Annotated in this window: 18 protein-coding genes and 5 tRNA genes; 7 read left to right on the top strand and 16 right to left on the bottom strand. The window is 71.5% G+C overall.

Going from position 1 to position 17,184, the window contains the following annotated elements:
* Positions 1-47: 47 nt before the first annotated feature.
* Positions 48-233 carry a 50S ribosomal protein L28 gene (gene rpmB, locus ACIP93_RS26300; RefSeq protein ID WP_003957616.1) on the bottom strand — a complete coding sequence of 62 codons (186 nt, stop codon included), beginning with the start codon at positions 231-233 and terminating at the stop codon, positions 48-50.
* A gap of 245 nt (positions 234-478) precedes the next feature.
* Here rpmB and ACIP93_RS26295 point away from each other — a divergent pair, with 245 nt between their 5' ends.
* Together ACIP93_RS26295 and ACIP93_RS26290 are read left to right on the top strand one after the other, a co-directional pair.
* Positions 479-2,116, top strand: coding sequence for a DAK2 domain-containing protein (locus tag ACIP93_RS26295; RefSeq protein WP_401762193.1), 1,638 nt, complete (start codon positions 479-481; stop codon positions 2,114-2,116).
* Positions 2,117-2,719: 603 nt separating this feature from the next.
* Positions 2,720-3,946: an FAD-dependent monooxygenase gene (locus ACIP93_RS26290; RefSeq protein ID WP_401762190.1), complete on the top strand. Its 1,227-nt coding sequence runs from the start codon at positions 2,720-2,722 to the stop codon at positions 3,944-3,946.
* 14 nt (positions 3,947-3,960) lie between these two features.
* Here the strand turns inward: ACIP93_RS26290 and thiD are convergent, their stop codons facing one another.
* Positions 3,961-4,800 (bottom strand): bifunctional hydroxymethylpyrimidine kinase/phosphomethylpyrimidine kinase, encoded by an 840-nt coding sequence (gene thiD / locus ACIP93_RS26285; protein WP_345228141.1) that lies wholly within the window; start codon positions 4,798-4,800, stop codon positions 3,961-3,963.
* A 34-nt stretch (positions 4,801-4,834) separates the two neighbouring features.
* Positions 4,835-5,800, bottom strand: coding sequence for a thiamine-phosphate kinase (locus tag ACIP93_RS26280; RefSeq protein ID WP_189825813.1), 966 nt, complete (start codon positions 5,798-5,800; stop codon positions 4,835-4,837).
* Positions 5,801-6,019: 219 nt separating this feature from the next.
* On the opposite strand from ACIP93_RS26280, the gene ACIP93_RS26275 reads away from it, so the two are divergent.
* Together ACIP93_RS26275 and ACIP93_RS26270 are read left to right on the top strand one after the other, a co-directional pair.
* Entirely contained in the window at positions 6,020-6,253 is a 234-nt protein-coding gene (locus ACIP93_RS26275) for an Lrp/AsnC ligand binding domain-containing protein (protein ID WP_345228146.1), read from the top strand.
* Between the two features lie 20 nt (positions 6,254-6,273).
* Positions 6,274-6,762 carry a DUF3515 domain-containing protein gene (locus ACIP93_RS26270; protein ID WP_401762185.1) on the top strand — a complete coding sequence of 163 codons (489 nt, stop codon included), beginning with the start codon at positions 6,274-6,276 and terminating at the stop codon, positions 6,760-6,762.
* A 107-nt stretch (positions 6,763-6,869) separates the two neighbouring features.
* Here the strand turns inward: ACIP93_RS26270 and ACIP93_RS26265 are convergent, their stop codons facing one another.
* From ACIP93_RS26265 to ACIP93_RS26255, 3 genes are read right to left on the bottom strand one after another with little or no spacing between them, the layout of a single operon-like run.
* On the bottom strand, positions 6,870-8,027 hold the full coding sequence (locus ACIP93_RS26265) for a D-alanine--D-alanine ligase family protein (protein WP_345228150.1): 1,158 nt from the start codon (positions 8,025-8,027) through the stop codon (positions 6,870-6,872).
* A gap of 58 nt (positions 8,028-8,085) precedes the next feature.
* Positions 8,086-9,084, bottom strand: a complete 999-nt coding sequence (locus tag ACIP93_RS26260) for an NAD(P)H-dependent glycerol-3-phosphate dehydrogenase (RefSeq protein ID WP_345228152.1) — start codon at positions 9,082-9,084, stop codon at positions 8,086-8,088.
* Positions 9,081-9,860 (bottom strand): lysophospholipid acyltransferase family protein, encoded by a 780-nt coding sequence (locus ACIP93_RS26255; RefSeq protein WP_345228154.1) that lies wholly within the window; start codon positions 9,858-9,860, stop codon positions 9,081-9,083. Before ACIP93_RS26255 ends, ACIP93_RS26260 begins: the two co-directional genes overlap by 4 nt.
* A gap of 160 nt (positions 9,861-10,020) precedes the next feature.
* Here ACIP93_RS26255 and cofC point away from each other — a divergent pair, with 160 nt between their 5' ends.
* Both cofC and ACIP93_RS26245 read left to right on the top strand, forming a co-directional pair.
* Positions 10,021-10,788, top strand: a complete 768-nt coding sequence (gene cofC / locus ACIP93_RS26250; protein ID WP_401762181.1) for a 2-phospho-L-lactate guanylyltransferase — start codon at positions 10,021-10,023, stop codon at positions 10,786-10,788.
* Positions 10,789-10,798: 10 nt separating this feature from the next.
* On the top strand, positions 10,799-11,038 hold the full coding sequence (locus tag ACIP93_RS26245; RefSeq protein ID WP_345228156.1) for a hypothetical protein: 240 nt from the start codon (positions 10,799-10,801) through the stop codon (positions 11,036-11,038).
* A gap of 146 nt (positions 11,039-11,184) precedes the next feature.
* Here ACIP93_RS26245 and ACIP93_RS26240 read toward each other — a convergent pair whose 3' ends face one another.
* The 4 genes from ACIP93_RS26240 to leuC form a co-directional block, all read right to left on the bottom strand.
* The gene (locus ACIP93_RS26240) at positions 11,185-11,871 is read right to left on the bottom strand and encodes an HU family DNA-binding protein (RefSeq protein WP_401762178.1); all 687 of its coding nucleotides are present in this window, start codon (positions 11,869-11,871) and stop codon (positions 11,185-11,187) included.
* Positions 11,872-12,031: 160 nt separating this feature from the next.
* Positions 12,032-12,259: a hypothetical protein gene (locus ACIP93_RS26235; protein WP_345228162.1), complete on the bottom strand. Its 228-nt coding sequence runs from the start codon at positions 12,257-12,259 to the stop codon at positions 12,032-12,034.
* 257 nt (positions 12,260-12,516) lie between these two features.
* Positions 12,517-13,110, bottom strand: a complete 594-nt coding sequence (gene leuD / locus ACIP93_RS26230) for a 3-isopropylmalate dehydratase small subunit (protein WP_345228164.1) — start codon at positions 13,108-13,110, stop codon at positions 12,517-12,519.
* Positions 13,111-13,115: 5 nt separating this feature from the next.
* Positions 13,116-14,546: a 3-isopropylmalate dehydratase large subunit gene (leuC, locus tag ACIP93_RS26225; RefSeq protein ID WP_345228166.1), complete on the bottom strand. Its 1,431-nt coding sequence runs from the start codon at positions 14,544-14,546 to the stop codon at positions 13,116-13,118.
* Positions 14,547-14,720: 174 nt separating this feature from the next.
* Between leuC and ndgR the strand changes: the two genes are divergently transcribed.
* Positions 14,721-15,440, top strand: a complete 720-nt coding sequence (gene ndgR / locus ACIP93_RS26220; protein ID WP_189825801.1) for an IclR family transcriptional regulator NdgR — start codon at positions 14,721-14,723, stop codon at positions 15,438-15,440.
* Positions 15,441-15,648: 208 nt separating this feature from the next.
* Here ndgR and ACIP93_RS26215 read toward each other — a convergent pair.
* The 6 genes from ACIP93_RS26215 to ACIP93_RS26190 all read right to left on the bottom strand — a co-directional run bounded on the left by ACIP93_RS26215 (position 15,649) and on the right by ACIP93_RS26190 (position 16,995).
* Positions 15,649-15,721, bottom strand: a tRNA-Glu gene (locus tag ACIP93_RS26215).
* 27 nt (positions 15,722-15,748) lie between these two features.
* Positions 15,749-15,820: transfer RNA gene (locus ACIP93_RS26210), tRNA-Gln, on the bottom strand.
* A gap of 37 nt (positions 15,821-15,857) precedes the next feature.
* Positions 15,858-15,930: transfer RNA gene (locus tag ACIP93_RS26205), tRNA-Glu, on the bottom strand.
* Between the two features lie 63 nt (positions 15,931-15,993).
* Positions 15,994-16,066: transfer RNA gene (locus ACIP93_RS26200), tRNA-Glu, on the bottom strand.
* Between the two features lie 48 nt (positions 16,067-16,114).
* Positions 16,115-16,186 (bottom strand) — tRNA-Gln (locus tag ACIP93_RS26195).
* A gap of 89 nt (positions 16,187-16,275) precedes the next feature.
* A complete protein-coding gene (locus ACIP93_RS26190; protein ID WP_345228170.1) occupies positions 16,276-16,995 on the bottom strand; it encodes an HAD family hydrolase in 720 nt (239 codons plus the stop codon).
* Positions 16,996-17,184: the final 189 nt, after the last annotated feature.

Raw genomic sequence — 17,184 nt, 5'->3', positions numbered from 1 at the left:
GGACCGGTTCTTCAAGCAACCAGCGAGGTGGCCGCGCTATCGAGACGTCAGCGCGAGACCTTGCCGGCCTTGATGCACGAGGTGCAGACGTTAAGCCGCTTCGGCGTCCGACCGACCACTGCACGCACGCGCTGGATGTTGGGGTTCCAACGACGCGAGGTACGGCGGTGCGAGTGCGAAATGTTGTTGCCGAAGCCCGGCCCCTTGCCGCAGACGTCGCAGTTGGCAGCCACGGTCACTCCAAAGACTTCAGATGCACTTACAGTGAATTCCGGCATGCCGGGAGATCCGAGGATCCTGTGGCGTAGCCGGGGGAATGTCCCGATTTTCATCGGGCAACCGGAGCAGCATACAACGACTGCTCTCGTACAACGAAACTACCACGGCTGCCGGGGCCCCCGCCCCGGGCCCTTCTGCCGCCGTCCCCGCCCCGGGGACTAATCTGCGAGAGTTCCCGCTGCTCAAGGAGGAGGCCCAGGTGCCGCAGTCCCCCGACGACCTCGACGCCGTCGCGGTACGCACCTGGTGCTCGCTGGCCCTCGCGGTCCTGGGCGCCGAGCGCGAGGAGATCGACGCGATCAACGTCTATCCGGTCGCCGACGGGGACACGGGGACGAATCTGTATCTGACGATGGAGTCGGCCGCCCAGGCCGTGGAGGCCGTCTTCGCCGCCCACGAGACGGTGCCGGGCCCCGCCGCCTCTCTCCCCCTCCTCTCCGACGCGGTACGGGCCATGGCGCACGGTGCGCTGATAGGCGCCCGGGGGAACTCCGGCACGATCCTCTCCCAGCTCCTGCGGGGCATGTCCGAGGAACTGGCCACGGTGGAGCGGGCGGACGGGGCGGCCCTGCGAAGGGCGTTGCAGCGGGCGGCGGCGCTGGCGTACGAAGCGGTGGCGCACCCCGTGGAGGGGACGGTGCTCACGGTCGCCACGGCGGCGGCCCGCGAGGCTGCCGCTTTCGGGGGCGACGGCGTGGCCGGTGTCGCCCGGGCCGCGTACGAGGGCGCCCGGGCCGCTCTGCCGCGGACCACCGCGCAGCTCGCCGCGCTCGGCAGGGCCGGGGTCGTCGACGCGGGCGGCCGGGGGCTGGTGGCGGTGCTCGGGGTGCTGGTCGAGGCGGTCACGGGGGAGGCGGTGGCCGTACGGGCGAAGGTCCCTGCCGTGCCGGCGGCCGACGAGGACTGTTCCGCCGACCACTCGGACGAGGGCGGGCCCGCGTTCGAGGTGATCTACCTGCTGGAGGCGGAGGACGCGGCCGTGGACCGGCTGCGGCGCCGGCTGGACGGTCTCGGGGACTCGCTGGTGGTGGTCGGCGGGGACGGGCTGTGGAACGTGCACGTGCACGTGGACGACGCGGGGGCCGCCGTCGAGGCGGGGGTCGAGGCGGGGCGGCCGTACCGGATCCGCATCACGCACTTCGGGGCCGACCGGACGGCTCCGCCCCGGGAGCGGGCGCAGCGGGCCGTCGTCGCGGTGGTGCCGGGCGAGGGGCTCGTGGAGCTGTGCGCGGAGGCCGGCGCGACGACCGTCCTGGCCCGGCCCGGGGAGCCGCCGGCCAGCGGGGAACTGGTCGACGCGATCCGGCGGGCGCACGCGCGGGAGGTCGTGCTGCTGCCCAACGACGCGGATCTGCGGCACACGGCCGCGGCGGCCGCCCAGCAGGTACGGAGCGAGGGCGTGCGAGTCGCGTTGATCCCGACCCGGGCCGCGGTCCAGGGCATCGCGGCCCTCGCGGTGCACGAGCCGGAACGGCGCTTCGACGAGGACGTCGTCGCGATGACGTCGGCGGCGGGGGCCACCCGGTACGCGGAACTGGCCGTCGCGGAACGGCAGTCGTGGACGACGGTGGGCGTGTGCCAGGCGGGCGACGTGCTCGGGCTGATCGACGGGGACGTCGCGGTGATCGGCACGGAGGTCGCCGCCACGGCGCGGACGGTGCTGGACCGGATGCTGTCGGCGGGCGGCGAGCTGGTGACGCTGGTGCTGGGGGACGGGGCGCCGGAGGGGCTCGGGGAGGGGCTGGAGGCGCATGTGCGGGGGCGGCACCTGGCAGTGGACACCCTGCTCTACCACGGCGGTGACCAGGCCTCCCCCCTCCTGATCGGCATCGAGTAGCCCGCTGGGGGGGGCCGCCCCCTTTTGAGCTCCGCAACCTCGCCTTCACCCCCGCCCCCCTTGGGCGTCACAGCCGCCCTGCCACCCCCGTCCTCCTCGGGCTTTCGCAGCCGCCCTGCCGCCCCCGTCCCCCCTTGAGCGTCGCAGCCGCCCCGCCACCCCCGTCCCCTTGGGCGACGGGGCCGCCCCAAGGGGGCGGAACGGGCGGGCAAGGGGGCGGCCCCTCCCGCTCCCGGCCCACCCGGGTGCCGCCCCCTGCGTGAGCACCTGCGCCGGGCACGCTCCTCCGCAAGGGCCGAGAGCCCAGCACCTGTGCCGGACGCCTCAGCCCCGCCGGGCTCGGGTAGGAGAGGCCCCGGACCCGCCCCTTTCCCTAAAGCGCTCGCCGCGCGGCTGCCCAGGGTTCACTGCGGATGCGTCGTGGCTGGTCGCGCAGTTCCCCGCGCCCCTGAAGGGGCACCACCCCCGGTGGGAGCCGTGCGAGTGCGTCGTGGCTGAGCGCGCAGTTCCCCGCGCCCCCCGGGCGGAGCGGCGGGCAGGGCTCAGCCGTGCCGTCAGGCGCCGGTCAGCCGGTGGTAAGGGCCGGGCGGCACGCTCCGGGGCATGACACCGCGACCGCAGTCCCAGGCCCTCGCCCACCTCCACGTCCTCATCTCCGGCGCCAGCATCGCCGGCCCCGCCCTCGCCCTCCAGCTCGCCCGGCGCGGAGCCCGCGTCACCGTCGTCGAGAAGGCCCCCGCCCTGCGCCCCGGCGGCTTCGCCGTCGACTTCCGGGGGCATGTGCACCGCACGGTCCTCCAGGACATGGGGATCTGGGACGAGGTGCACGCCCGGCAGACGCACATGGGCGTGCAGACCGTCGTCGACGCCGACGGCACCCCCCGCGTCGACCTGCCCGCCGCCATGATGAGCGGCGACGTCGAGATCGCCCGCGGCAGCCTGGCCGCGATCATGTACGAGCGGACCAAGGACCTGGACAACGTCCGTTACGTCTTCGCGGACTCCGTCGCCACCCTCCACGAGACCCCGACCGGCGTCGACGTCACCTTCGAGAAAAACGCTCCCCGCACCTTCGACCTCGTGGTCGGCGCCGACGGCCTGCACTCGCGCACCCGTGCCCTCGCCTTCGGCGACGAGTCCCGGTACCTGACGTACCTCGGCTATTACGTCGCCGGGTTCGACGTCCCCAACCACCTCGGGCTCGACCGCACCGCCCGGCTCCACAGCGACCCCGGCCGCATGGTGGGCATCGGCAACGCCGACGGCGACCCCGCCCGCGCCGGGGCCTCCCTCGTCTTCTCCTGCGCCGAGCGGCTCGACGTCGACCGCCGCGACCTCGCCCAGCAGCAGAAGATCCTGACGGAGAGGTTCCGGGGGATGGGGTGGGAGACCGGGCACGTCCTCGAAGCGCTGGCCCGGCTCACCTCCCCCGACGAGCTCTACTTCGACGCCATCGCGCAGATCCACGTGGACCGGCTGTCCGTCGGGCGGGTGGTGCTGGTGGGGGACGCGGGATACGGGGCGACCATGGGCGGCATGGGCACGGGCGCGGCGATCGTCGCCGCGTACGTCCTGGCCGGGGAGCTCGCCGCGGCGGGCGGCGACCACCGCACCGCCTTCGCCGCGTACGAGGCGGAGTTCCGCGACTTCGCCAAGGGCTGCCAGAAGATCGCCGGCAACGCGGGCCCCTTCCTCGCGCCGCCCACCGCCCGCGGAATCCGGCAGCGGGACTTCATGTACCGCGTGCTCGCCGCGCGCCCCCTGGCCGGGTTCTTCCAGCGGCTGACCCAGCGGGCGGCCACCGACATCGTGCTGCGGGACTACCCCTGACCGGCTCCCCCGAACTACTCCCGCCCCGCGCCCTCCGCCGGGTTCCGCAGCCGCCACCCGTGGTCGACCGGGCCGATGCCCGCGCCGAGCGCGAAGCCCGCCGCGATGGCCTCCGTGACGTACTCCTTCGCGGCGGAGACCGCCTGCGGCACGTCCAGTCCCTTGGCCAGACCCGAGGCGATCGCGGAGGCGAGCGTGCAACCGGTGCCGTGCGTATGGCGGTTGTCGTACCGCGGGGCGCGCAGCCAGTGCTCCTCGGCGCCGTCGGTGAGCAAGTCGACGGCGTCGCCAGGGAGATGGCCGCCCTTGATCAGCACCCAGCGCGGCCCGCAGGCCAGCAGCGCGTCCGCCGCCTCCCGCATCCCCTCCTCCGACTCCACCCGTACGCCGGTGAGTTGGGCCACCTCGTCGAGGTTCGGGGTGGTGACGGTGGCCGTCGGCAGGAGGTGCTTGCGCACGGACTCCACCGCCGAGGGGGCGAGCAGGGAGTCCCCGTGCTTGGAGACGCCCACCGGGTCCACGACGACCGGCGCGTCGGTGGTGGCCAGCAGGCCCGCCACCTCCTCCACCAGTTCGGCGGACGACAGCATGCCGGTCTTCACGGCCTGCACCCCGATGTCGTCGACGACGCTGCGGTACTGGGCGCGCACCGCTTCCACCGGCAGGTCCCAAACCCCCTGCACGCCCAGGGAGTTCTGGGCGGTGACGGCGGTCAGCACGCTCATCCCGTGCACGCCCAGGGCCAGCATCGTCTTCAGGTCCGCCTGGATGCCCGCACCGCCGCCGGAGTCGGAGCCGGCGACGGTCAGCACGCAGGGGAGCACGCCGTGACGTGCGGCAGGAGTTATTCGCATACCTGCGAATGTAACGCGCCCCCCGGGGAGCGGATCAGCCCTCGATGTCGCCGAAGTGGTCCCAGCCGCCCTTGTTGGTCCAGGGCGCCCCGTCGACCGTCACCTGCGGCAGCGCGGAGGGGTTCAGGACCTCGCCGATGACCTTCCAGCGGGCGGGGAGCTTCACGTCCGGCGGGAAGGTGGCCACGATCGCGTGGTCCTCCCCCCCGGTCAGCACCCACTGGATGGGGTCCACGCCGACCGCCTGCCCGATGTCCGACATCTGGGTCGGGATGTCGATGAGGCCCGAGCGCAGGTCGATGCGGACCTTCGACGCCTCCGCGATGTGCCCGAGGTCGGCGACCAGGCCGTCGCTGACGTCGGTCATCGCGGTCGCGCCGAGCCCGGCGGCCGCGGGGCCCGCGTGGTACGGCGGCTCGGGCCTGCGGTGCGCCTCGACGAAGGCGCGCGGCGAGCGGAAGCCGCGGGAGAGGACCGCGTGCCCCGCCGCCGACCAGCCGAGCCACCCGGTCACCGCGACGACGTCACCGGGGCGGGCCCCGGAGCGTACGACCGGCTCGTGGTTGCGCAGGTCGCCGAGCGCGGTGATCGCGACGGTGATGGTGTCACCGCGCACCACGTCCCCGCCGACCACCGCCGCGCCCGCGACCTGGCACTCGTCGCGCAGCCCGTCCATCAGTTCGGTCGGCCAGGTCGCCGGAAGCTCGGCGGGGACGACCAGCCCCAGCAGCAGGGCGGTCGGCACGGCGCCCATGGCGGCGATGTCGGCGAGGTTCTGGGCGGCGGCCTTGCGGCCCACGTCGTACGCCGTCGACCAGTCGCGCCGGAAGTGCCGCCCCTCCAGGAGGATGTCGGTGCTCGCGACGACCCGCCGGTCCGGCGCCGCGACGACCGCCGCGTCGTCGCCGGGCCCGAGCCGCACGGCCGGGGTGGAGGTGAGGCGGGAGGTCAGCTCTCTGATGAGGCCGAACTCTCCCAGCTCTCCCACGGTGCCCTTCATGAATGTGCCCCTTCTGCCCCAGTGCGCTTGCGGTCGCGAGCCAGCACTGCTCTAGGTACCGTCAACACGTACGTCAACTTCTGTTCGCCGCACGCCGCGAGCGCCTCGGGCGTACGGGCGCGACCGGCCGCGCAGGTCTCCCCACCGCCCGCGACGACACGGTACGGTGGCGTCTCTTTCCCCACCCCACATGATCCTCGTGGCCGCCTTGGAGGTTCCGTGGTACAGGCGTACATCCTCATCCAGACCGAAGTCGGCAAGGCTTCGACGGTCGCCGACATGATCGGCAAGATAACGGGAGTCATCCAGGCCGAGGACGTGACAGGACCCTACGACGTGATCGTGCGGGCCCAGTCGGACACCGTGGACGAGCTCGGCCGCATGGTCGTCGCCAAGATCCAGCAGGTGGACGGCATCACACGCACTCTGACCTGCCCGGTCGTCCACTTGTAGCCCCGTCTACGCTTGGCCGCATGGCTTCCTCGACCCACCGGCTCCGCCGTGCCTCGGCCGCCGCAGCGCTTCTGCTGTCGGCGGCCGTCGCCTGCTCCCCCGCGGGCGGTGCGGCCGTCGTGGCGGTTCCTTCGCCGGACACCGAGGCCGCGGGGTACTGCGAGGCGCTCCACGAGGAGCTGCCGACCAAGGTCATGGACGACGTGGCGCGCCGCGACGTGTCGCCCGATTCCCCGTACACGGCGGCCTGGGGCGACCCCGCGATCGTACTGCGCTGCGGGATCGAACGGCCCGCCGAAGCGATGGATCCGGAGAACAACGCGGCGGAGGTCGACGGGGTCGGCTGGGTCGTCGACGACCGGGGCGACGACGGGATCCGGTTCATCTCCCGCTACCGCGAGGCGTACGTGGAACTGCTGGTCCCCGCCTCGTACCACCCGGACGCGAGCATCCTGGTCGACTTCGCGAAGCCCGTCGAGAAGTCGATCCCCAAGACCATCGACGACTGATCCGCCCGGCTAGGCCGAGCGGCCCGTCCCAGCAGGACCCGACGGCTGATCCGCCGGACGGCCGGGCCGGTCCGCGCGACGGCGGACCGGCCCCGGTCGCCGGAGGCTCAGCGCAGGCCGGTGGAGCGGCGCAGGGCCGCCTGGACCAGCAGGTCCACCAGCTCCGGATAGGAGACGCCGGACTCCTGCCACATGCGCGGGTACATCGAGATCGGCGTGAAGCCCGGCATTGTGTTGATCTCGTTGATCACGAACTCGCCGTTGTCCTGGAGGAAGAAGTCCGCCCTCACCAGGCCCTCGCAGGACGCCGCGTCGAAGGCCGCGACCGCGAGCCGCTGGAGTTCGGCGGTCTGCTCCGCCGTCAGCGGCGCGGGGACGATGCCGGCCGCCGAGTCGATGTACTTGGCCTCGAAGTCGTAGAAGTCGTGTGCGGAGACCGGCGGGATCTCGGCGGGCACGCTCGCCCGCGGCCCGTCCTCGAACTCCAGCACCCCGCACTCGATCTCGCGCCCGGTGAGCAGCGACTCGACCAGCACCTTCGGGTCGTGGCGCTGGGCCTCCTCGATCGCCTCGTCCAGCCCCGAGAGGTCGTTCACCTTGGTGATGCCCATCGAGGAGCCGCCCCGCGCGGGCTTCACGAACAGCGGCCAGCCGTGCTCCCCGGCGAAGTCCACGATCCGCTTGCGCGCGGCCGAGGGGTCGGCGGCCCACTCGCGGGGCCGGACGACCAGGTACGGGCCGACCGGCAGCCCGAAGGAGGTGAAGACCCGCTTCATGTACTCCTTGTCCTGGCCGACGGCCGAGGAGAGCACGCCCGCGCCGACGTACGGAACGCCGGACAGCTCGAGGAGTCCCTGGAGGGTGCCGTCCTCTCCGTACGGACCGTGCAGGACCGGGAAGACGACGTCGACCTCGCCGAGCGCCTTGGGCACGGAACCCGGCTCGCTGTACACGACCTCGCGGTTGCCGGGGTCCACGGACAGCACGACGGAGGCCTCGGAGGCGTCGGTGAGCTGCTCGACGTTGGGGACCCGGCGGTCGGTGATCGCCATCCGGTCGGGTTCGTCGGCGGCCAGCACCCACCGCCCGTCCAGCGTGATGCCGATCGGCAGCACGTCGTACTTCTCGCGGTCGATGGCCCGCATGACGGCGCCGGCCGTGACGACCGAGATGCCGTGCTCGGAGCTGCGGCCGCCGAAGACGACGGCCACACGCGGCTTGCGGGGCTCCTGGTCAGGGCTCTGGGGAAGGTTCTGGCTGCTCATATCGGCTTGAGGGTACCCGAGGAGCCCCGGCGCATCCGTCGTGGACGCACTGCGGAATTCAGCGTTCCGGCTTGGCGCTGCGCGACATCAGCTCCTTCACCGCGACCAGCGGCGGCTTGCCCTCGTGGACGATGCTCACCACCGTCTCGGTGATCGGCATCTCGACGCCGTGCCGCCGCGCCAGATCCAGTACGGACTCGCAGGACTTGACGCCCTCGGCGGTCTGCTTGGTGGCGGCGACGGCCTCCTGGAGGGTCATGCCGCGCCCCAGGTTCGTGCCGAAGGTGTTGTTGCGCGACAGCGGCGACGAGCAGGTGGCGACCAGGTCGCCCATGCCCGCGAGCCCGGCGAAGGTGTGCGCGTCGGCGCCCATCGCCAGGCCCAGCCGGGTGGTCTCGGCGAGGCCGCGGGTGATGAGGGAGGCCTTGGTGTTGTCGCCCATGCCCATGCCGTTGGTGATGCCAACGGCCAGCGCGATGACGTTCTTGACCGCGCCGCCCAGCTCCACGCCGACCACGTCGGTGGTGGTGTACGGGCGGAAGTACGGGGTGTGGCAGGCCGCCTGGAACCGTACGGCGGCCTCCTCGTCGCGGCAGGCGACCACGGCGGCGGCGGGGTGCCGGGCGGCGATCTCCTTGGACAGGTTGGGCCCGGAGAGCACGGCGACCCGTTCCTCGGGGACCTTGGCGACCTCGGCGATGACCTCGCTCATGCGCTTGGCGGTGCCGAGTTCGACGCCCTTCATCAGCGACACGAGGACCGAGTCGGCCGGCAGGAGGTCCTTCCAGCCGCTCAGGTTCTCCCGCAGCGTCTGCGAGGGGATGCACAGCACGGCGAAGTCCACGCCCGCGGCGGCCTCCGCGGCGTCCGCGGTGGCGGTGATGCCGTCGGGGAGCCGCACCCCGGGCAGGTAGTCGGGGTTGCTCCGCGTGGCGTTGACGACCTCCGCGCGGGCGGCGTTGCGGCCCCACAGGGACACCTCGCAGCCCGCGTCGGCGAGCACCATGGCGAAGGCGGTCCCCCAGGAGCCGTTGCCGAAGACGGCGACCCGTGTCACTTGGCGTTCTCCCCCGACTGCTGCTGCTGTTTCTTCTTCTCCAGGGCCCTGCGTCGCTGCTCGGCCCGGGCCTTGCGGTGGTCGTACACCTCGGCGGGCACCGGCTCCTGCCGGACCTCCGCGAGGAGTTCGGTGATGGCGGCCATGATGACCTCGGTCGCCTCGCGGAGCACGTCCGGCGTGGGTTCCTTGTCGTAGAACCGCTCCAGGTCGACCGGCGGCCCGGCCTGCACCTGGAGGGTCTTGCGCGGGAAGAAGTGCGTCTTCTTGCCCTTGGCGTACGGCGGCATGGCGAGGTTCGCGCCCCACTGGGCGACCGGGATCACGGGCGCTTTGGTCTGCAGGGCCACGCGGGCGGCGCCGGTCTTGCCGGCCATCGGCCACATGTCGGGGTCGCGGGTGAGGGTGCCCTCCGGGTAGAAGGCGACGCACTCGCCGCGCTCGACGGCCGCGATGGCGGCCCGGAAGGCGTTCATCGCGTCGGTGGTCTCGCGGTAGACCGGGATCTGGCCGGTGCCGCGCAGCATCATGCCGACGAAGGGCGTCTTGAACAGGCCCGCCTTGGCCAGGAAGCGCGGCACGCGGCCGGTGTTGTACTGCCAGTGCGCGTACGACAGGGGGTCCGCGTAGGAGTTGTGGTTCACGGCGGTGATGAAGCCGCCGTCCGCCGGAATGTGCTCCATTCCGCGCCAGTCCCGCTTGAAGAGCACAAGCAGCGGGGGTTTGGCGATGACCGCGGCCAGGCGGTACCAGAAGCCGATTCTGCGGCGGGACACTCGGGACACCTTCCTTCGGGACCCTGGCCACTGCACCCCGTGTGCACTTGTGCGCCTGGTTCAGGCGGACAAGTGTCGCCCCGGGTCCCTCGTCTGTCGAGAACACCGTACGCCCCGGTCCGGGGGCCGGGCCTCCTGGCCGGTCGGGCCCGGGGCGACAATGGGCCCGTCCGCCCCCCCTGACCCCTCGCGCCGCCCGGCCGGGCGTCCGGCAAGAAAGGTCCGTCCCCTGAACGCGTTCCGGACCCCCCGCTGGTCCCTGGTGGTGCCGCTGAAGCCCTTGGCACGGGCGAAAAGCAGGCTCGCGCCCGCCGCCGGAGAGGCGCTGCGGCCGGGTCTGGCGCTGGCGTTCGCGCAGGACACCGTGGCCGCCGCGCTGGCCTGCGACGCGGTCCGCGATGTGGTGGTCGTCACGGACGACGCCACGGCCGCCGCCGCGCTCACGGAGTTGGGCGCCCGCGTCCTCGCCGACACCCCGGCCGCCGGCCTCAACGCCGCGCTGGCACACGGTGTGCGCACGGTGCGGTCCCGCCGCCCCGCCGCTTCCGTCGCGGCGCTCAACGCGGACCTGCCCGCACTGCGGCCCGCCGAATTGCGGCGGGTGCTCGACCGGGCGGCGGAATTTCCGCGCGCATTTCTGGCCGACGCCGCCGGAATCGGAACCACATTCCTTTCCACTGCGCCAGAAGTGGAATTCCTGCCCTCGTTCGGGGGACCTTCGCGCATCCGGCACATGATTTCGGGCGCCGAGGAGCTGCTGCTCGAATTGGTGGATTCCGTACGGCAGGACGTGGACACCGGCGACGATCTGCGCGCCGCGTTCGCGCTGGGCGTGGGCCCGCACACCGCCGCCCTCTCCCCCGCCTTCGCCCGGACTTCGGCCCCGCTCTCCCCGGACCGGCCGCTGTCCCCGCCCGGCAGGGCCTAGGCTTTCCGGCATGCAGGCCACCGCTTACACGTACGACCCCGAGACCCGCAGCGGCAGCGTGCTGCTCGACGACGGTACCCCGGTGCCCTTCGACGCGGCGGCCTTCGACGCGGGCGGGCTGCGGCTGCTGCGCGCCGGCCAGCGCGTACGCGTCGAAACGGCGGACGCGACGGCGGACGGCACGGCCCGCGGGACAGCGGGCGCGGCTCCGGTCCCCCGGATCACCCTGGTGACCCTCCAGACCTTCTGAAGACCTTCCGAGCGGGACCCGTGGGGCCGCCGAGTCCCTGTGAACGCCTGGGTCGCGCCCCCCGGACACACGACAGCCGGAGAACACCGCGGGCCGGGCTCCCCGGAGGGAGCCCGGCCCGGCGTGTGAGTACCGCGTCGCCAGAACTACTTCTTCTTGGCGGTGGTCTTCTTCGCGGTGGTCTTGCGCGCCGTGGTCTTCTTGGCCGGGGCCTTGGTGGCGGTGGCCTTCTTCGCCGGGGCGGTGTTCTTCGCGGTGGTCTTCTTGGCGGTGGTCGCCGTGGCCTTCTTGGCCGGGGTGGCCTTCTTCGCCGTCGCCGTGGTCTTCTTGGCCGCCGCCGGCGTGGCCTTCTTGGCCGTGGTCTTCTTCGCCGTCGCCGTGGTCTTCTTGGCTGCCGTCGGCGTGGTCTTCTTCGCGGCGGTGGCCTTCTTCGTCGCGGTCGCCTTCTTGGCGGTGGCCTTCTTGGCCGCGGCCTTGGCGGTCGTACGGGTGGAAGAACCGCCCGACAGGCTGCCCTTGGGCGCCTTCTTCACGGCCACGTCGTTCTTCGGGAGCTTCTTCGAGCCCGCGACGAGGTCCTTGAAGCCCTGACCGGCGCGGAAGCGCGGCACGGAGGTCTTCTTGACCCGGACGCGCTCACCCGTCTGCGGGTTACGGGCGTAGCGGGCCGGACGGTCCACCTTCTCGAACGAGCCGAAACCGGTGACCGAGACGCGGTCGCCGGCGACGACGGCGCGGACGATCGCGTCCAGGACGGCGTCCACGGCGTCAGCGGCCTGCTGACGGCCGCCGACCTTGTCGGCAATCGCTTCTACGAGCTGGGCCTTGTTCACGTCTTCCCCTTCGGAGACATTGCCGGGACGAAATGTCCGGCTTATTCGCACGTTAGGCAGATATATACCGCAAATCAAACACGAAACGGGCTAATCACCCTAGTGCCGCAACGTCGTAGGTCTTACGGGAGCCCGCAGGGGAGTTCCGCAGCCCCAGTTGCTACTCGCCTTCGGGGAATCTGCCTTCGTCGAGGTCCTTCATCAACCTGCTCAGACGCCTGTCGGCGGTCGCGAGATCGTGTTTCGCCACGGCCGATATGGCCAGCAGCTGCCGGGACAGCGCCATCCGTACGCCCTCCGGGACTTGCAGTGCACGCAACCGTGTGTGTGCTTCTTTCAGTTGGTCCGCGACCGCCTCGTGGAGCTTGAGTTGGCTGTCTCGTTCCATGCACCGATTGTGCCATCTGGGGCGAGTTGTCGCCTCCGCCGGGGGCAACTAACGGAATTCCAGGCTCCATCAGCCCCACAAGTCACTTCCGACCCACTGCCCAACTCATGTACTCACAAGCGCAGTTGAGACCCGGAACACAGTTCGGCGCCCCCTGCCACGAATGGCGGGGGGCGCCGAAAGTGAGGCGTGGATCTCAGGCCGAACGGGCTACGGAGGGGCCGAAAACCGACCCTCGAACGACGTCCGGCGGGGGATCAGGCGCGGATCGTACTCGGCTTGTGGGCCGGGCGGCCGGATTCGTACGCCTCGATCGCGTCCTCGTTCTGGAGGGTGATGGAGATGTCGTCCAGCCCGTTGAGCAGCCGCCAGCGGGCGTTCTCGTCCAACTCGAAGTCGGCCGTGACGCCCTGGGCCCGCACCTGCCGGTCCTGCAGGTCAACCGTGATTTCGGCGTTCGGGTCGGCCTCGGTGAGCGACCACAGCCGGTCCACGGTCTCCTGCGGCAGAACCACCGTGAGCAGGCCGTTCTTGAGCGAATTGCCCCGGAAGATGTCCGCGAAACGGGAGGAGACAACTGTCTTGAAACCGTAGTTCTGCAGGGCCCAGACGGCGTGCTCACGGCTGGATCCGGTGCCGAAGTCGGGTCCGGCGACCAGCACGGAGGCACCCTGGCGCTCGGGCTTGTTGAGCACGAACTCCGGGTCCTTGCGCCAGGCCTCGAACAGCCCGTCCTCGAAGCCGTCCCTGGTCACCTTCTTGAGCCAGTGGGCGGGGATGATCTGGTCGGTGTCCACGTTGGAGCGGCGCAGGGGCACGGCCCGGCCGGTGTGCGCGGTGAAAGCTTCCATGGTTCTCAGGCCTCCACGAGGGCGGTTGCGACTGCGTCGGACAGATCGGCGGGCGACGCCAAATGGCCCAGTACGGCCGTGGCCGCCGCCACCTGCGGCGACACGAGGTGGGTGCGGCCGCCCTTGCCCTGCCGGCCCTCGAAGTTGCGGTTGGAGGTGGACGCGGAGCGCTCACCGGGGGCGAGCTGGTCGGGGTTCATGCCTAGGCACATCGAGCAGCCCGCGTGCCGCCATTCGGCCCCGGCGGCGGTGAACACCTTGTCCAGGCCCTCGTCCATGGCCTGGAGCGCGACCCGCACCGAGCCGGGGACGACCAGCATCCGCACGCCGTCGGCCACGGAGCGGCCCTCGACGACGGAGGCGGCCGCCCGCAGGTCCTCGATACGGCCATTGGTGCAGGACCCCACGAAGACGGTGTCGACCCGGATGTCGCGCAGCGCCTGCCCTGCCGTCAACCCCATGTACTCCAGGGCCTTTTCGGCGGCGTTGCGCTCCGAAGGGTCATCGTACGAAGCCGGGTCGGGGACGTCGGCCGACAGCGGGGCGCCCTGGCCGGGGTTGGTGCCCCAGGTGACGAACGGGGCCAGCGAGGCGGCGTCGATGACGACCTCCGCGTCGAAGACCGCGTCGTCGTCCGTCCTCAGCGTCTTCCAGTACGCCACGGCGGCGTCCCAGTCCTCGCCCTCCGGGGCGTGGTCGCGGCCCTTGAGGTAGTCGAAGGTGGTGGCGTCGGGGGCGATCATGCCCGCCCGCGCTCCGGCCTCGATCGACATGTTGCAGATGGTCATGCGGGCTTCCATCGACAGCTTCTCGATGGCCGGGCCCCGGTACTCCAGGACGTAGCCCTGGCCGCCGCCGGTGCCGATCTTCGCGATGATCGCCAGGATCAGGTCCTTGGCGGTGACCTCGGCGGGCAGCTCGCCGTCGACGGTGATGGCCATCGTCCTGGGGCGGGCCATCGGCAGCGTCTGGGTGGCCAGGACGTGCTCCACCTGCGAGGTGCCGATGCCGAAGGCCAGCGCGCCGAACGCGCCGTGCGTGGAGGTGTGCGAGTCGCCGCAGACCACGGTGGTGCCCGGCTGGGTCAGTCCGAGCTGCGGTCCCACCACGTGGACGACGCCCTGCTCGACGTCGCCCAGCGGGTGCAGCCGCACCCCGAACTCGGCGCAGTTCCTGCGCAGCGTCTCCAGCTGGATCCGGGAGACCGGGTCCGCGATCGGCTTGTCGATGTCGAGGGTCGGGGTGTTGTGGTCCTCGGTGGCGATGGTGAGGTCCAGGCGCCGTACCCGCCGCCCGTTCTTGCGCAGCCCGTCGAAGGCCTGCGGGCTGGTGACCTCGTGCAGCAGGTGAAGGTCGATGAAGAGGAGGTCGGGCTCCCCTTCGGCACGCCGGACGACGTGGTCGTCCCAGACCTTCTCCGCGAGTGTCCTACCCATCGCTTTCCCTCCGGCCGGCGGCTTTGCCGGCTCAACTAGAGATGTCGGTGCACCCCGCCCGAACCCCCGTACGGGGCGGTGACCGCGGGCCTTCGTGTGGCCGCCGGTACAGCGTGACAAGTTCGTTGGAAAATTGAACTTGCGTTTCACAGAGTGAGACGCGAGTATCGACGCATGGACAACTCTAGCGGCGTCGGCGTTCTCGACAAGGCGGCGCTCGTGCTGAGCGCCCTGGAGTCCGGTCCGGCCACCCTCGCCGGGTTGGTCGCGGCCACCGGACTCGCACGACCCACGGCACACCGGCTCGCCGTGGCACTGGAGCACCACCGACTGGTGGCCCGGGACATGCAGGGCCGTTTCATTCTCGGCCCCCGGCTCTCCGAACTGGCCGCCGCGGCCGGCGAGGACCGCCTCCTGGCCACCGCGGGACCGGTGCTGACCCACCTGCGCGACGTGACGGGCGAGAGCGCGCAGCTCTACCGCCGCCAGGGCGACATGCGCATCTGCGTCGCCGCGGCGGAACGGCTGTCCGGACTGCGGGACACCGTCCCGGTGGGCTCCACGCTCACCATGAAGGCCGGCTCCTCCGCGCAGATCCTGATGGCCTGGGAGGAGCCGGAGCGCCTGCACCGGGGCCTCCAGGGCGCCCGCTTCACGGCCACGGCCCTGTCCGGGGTACGCCGCCGGGGCTGGGCCCAGTCGATCGGCGAGCGCGAGCCGGGCGTGGCCTCGGTCTCCGCGCCGGTGCGCGGACCCTCCAACCGCGTGGTGGCGGCCGTGTCGGTCTCCGGGCCGATCGAGCGCCTGACCCGCCACCCGGGCCGGATGCACGCCCAGGCGGTCATCGACGCGGCGGCCCGCCTCTCGGAGTCCCTGCGCCGCTCGGGCAGTTGACCCCCGCTCCCCCGCAACTTCCCCTTTCCGCACGCCACTTCACCCGAGGCCCCGAACTCCCGCGCACCGCACCGGAGTTCGGGGCCTCGGCCGTGCCGGGCCCGCCGTGGAACCCGACCGGCGCCGGGCAGGCGAGCCAGGGAATTCCACGGCAGGCCCGGACATGCGAAAAGGTCCCGCATCAATGATGCGGGACCTTTTCGGTGCGTACCCCCGACCGGATTCGAACCGGCGCTACCGCCTTGAGAGGGCGGCGTGCTAGGCCGCTACACAACGGGGGCTTGCTTTATGTGCAGTTGTGATCTGCGCTGGGCTACCAGGACTCGAACCTAGAATGACGGTACCAGAAACCGTAGTGTTGCCAATTACACCATAGCCCATGGTGGTTGAGACCATTTTGAATTGGTGTGCAACCAGTACCCCCGACCGGATTCGAACCGGCGCTACCGCCTTGAGAGGGCGGCGTGCTAGGCCGCTACACAACGGGGGCCCTAGCGATCCTCGCGTCGATACATCCAGGAGCGACCTGAAGGTGTCGGAAAGAAAGGATCTGTACCCCCGACCGGATTCGAACCGGCGCTACCGCCTTGAGAGGGCGGCGTGCTAGGCCGCTACACAACGGGGGCCCTAGCAGAGCTGCGTCTTGATCTACGAACTTCAACAGCTCTCGCAAGCTGGGCTACCAGGACTCGAACCTAGAATGACGGTACCAGAAACCGTAGTGTTGCCAATTACACCATAGCCCACCAAAACTCAACCCCCGAGTGGGGGTCTTTGTTCGGTTTGCGCTGTCCGGCCGGGCCTCTCGGCCCGCTCGGGCGGCGCAGAAAGAACATTACCCGAAGGTTCCCGGGGCTCCAAAACGGGTATTGCCCGCCAGCAGGTCAGGGAGCTGATCGAGCCCCGTGACGCTCACCAGCTCGGGCCGTCCGCCCGCGCCCGTGCGGTCCAGCCAGATGCCGGTCAGGCCGGCGGCGACGGCCCCGCGGGCGTCGATGTCCGGCTCGTCCCCGATGTACGCCACGTCTCCGGGCGGCAGCCCGAGCGCGTCACAGGCGGCGTGGAAGGCCTCCGGGGCCGGCTTGGAGACCCCGAGCTCGGCGGCGCACAGCACGGTCTCGAAGCGGTCCCACAGGCCCAGGGCCTTCAGCTTCCGCTCCTGGACGGTCAGGCTGGAGTTCGAGAGCACCGCATGCCGGTAGCCGTCGCCGAGAGCGTCCAGGACCGGCACGGCGTCGGGGAACAGGGCCCAGGCCTGCTCGTAGTGCACGCGGTGGCGGTCGAACCAGTCGTCGGCCTCCCGGTCGCTCAGCGGGCCGCCCAGGAAGCCCTCCACCCGGGCCCTGCGCTGTTCCTCGAAGGTGCACTCCCCCGCGGCGAACCGCTCCCAGTGCAGCTTCATCAGCTCCCGCCAGCGGTCCAGAGCCTGCTCGGCGCTCCCGTACCCGGCGGGCAGCCCCTCGGCGGCGAACTGGGCGCGCATCCCGGCGAGGTCGGCGGAGGTGTAGTCGAAGAGGGTGTCGTCGATGTCCCACAGGACGGCTCGGATCGGCATACGGGCCAGGCTAGGCGCGAGGCGGCGGCCGGCGTAGGGCGCAGACGTACGTCCCGGGACGCGGGAAGGGGCGGCGGCCGGTGGACAACCCGCCGCCGCCCCGTCCCGGGCGACAGCCTGACCCGTATACCGAGCGCATGGCCAGCGCCGCGTCCTATCCGGCCACGGTCCAGTACGTGCCCACGAAAA

Origin of the sequence: Streptomyces sp. NPDC088745 (assembly GCF_044751045.1) — a bacterium.
In the GTDB taxonomy this organism is placed as follows: Bacteria; Actinomycetota; Actinomycetes; order Streptomycetales; family Streptomycetaceae; genus Streptomyces; species Streptomyces cremeus.
Note: the sequence above shows the minus strand (reverse complement) of the source record. Positions and strands in the feature narration are given on the sequence as shown.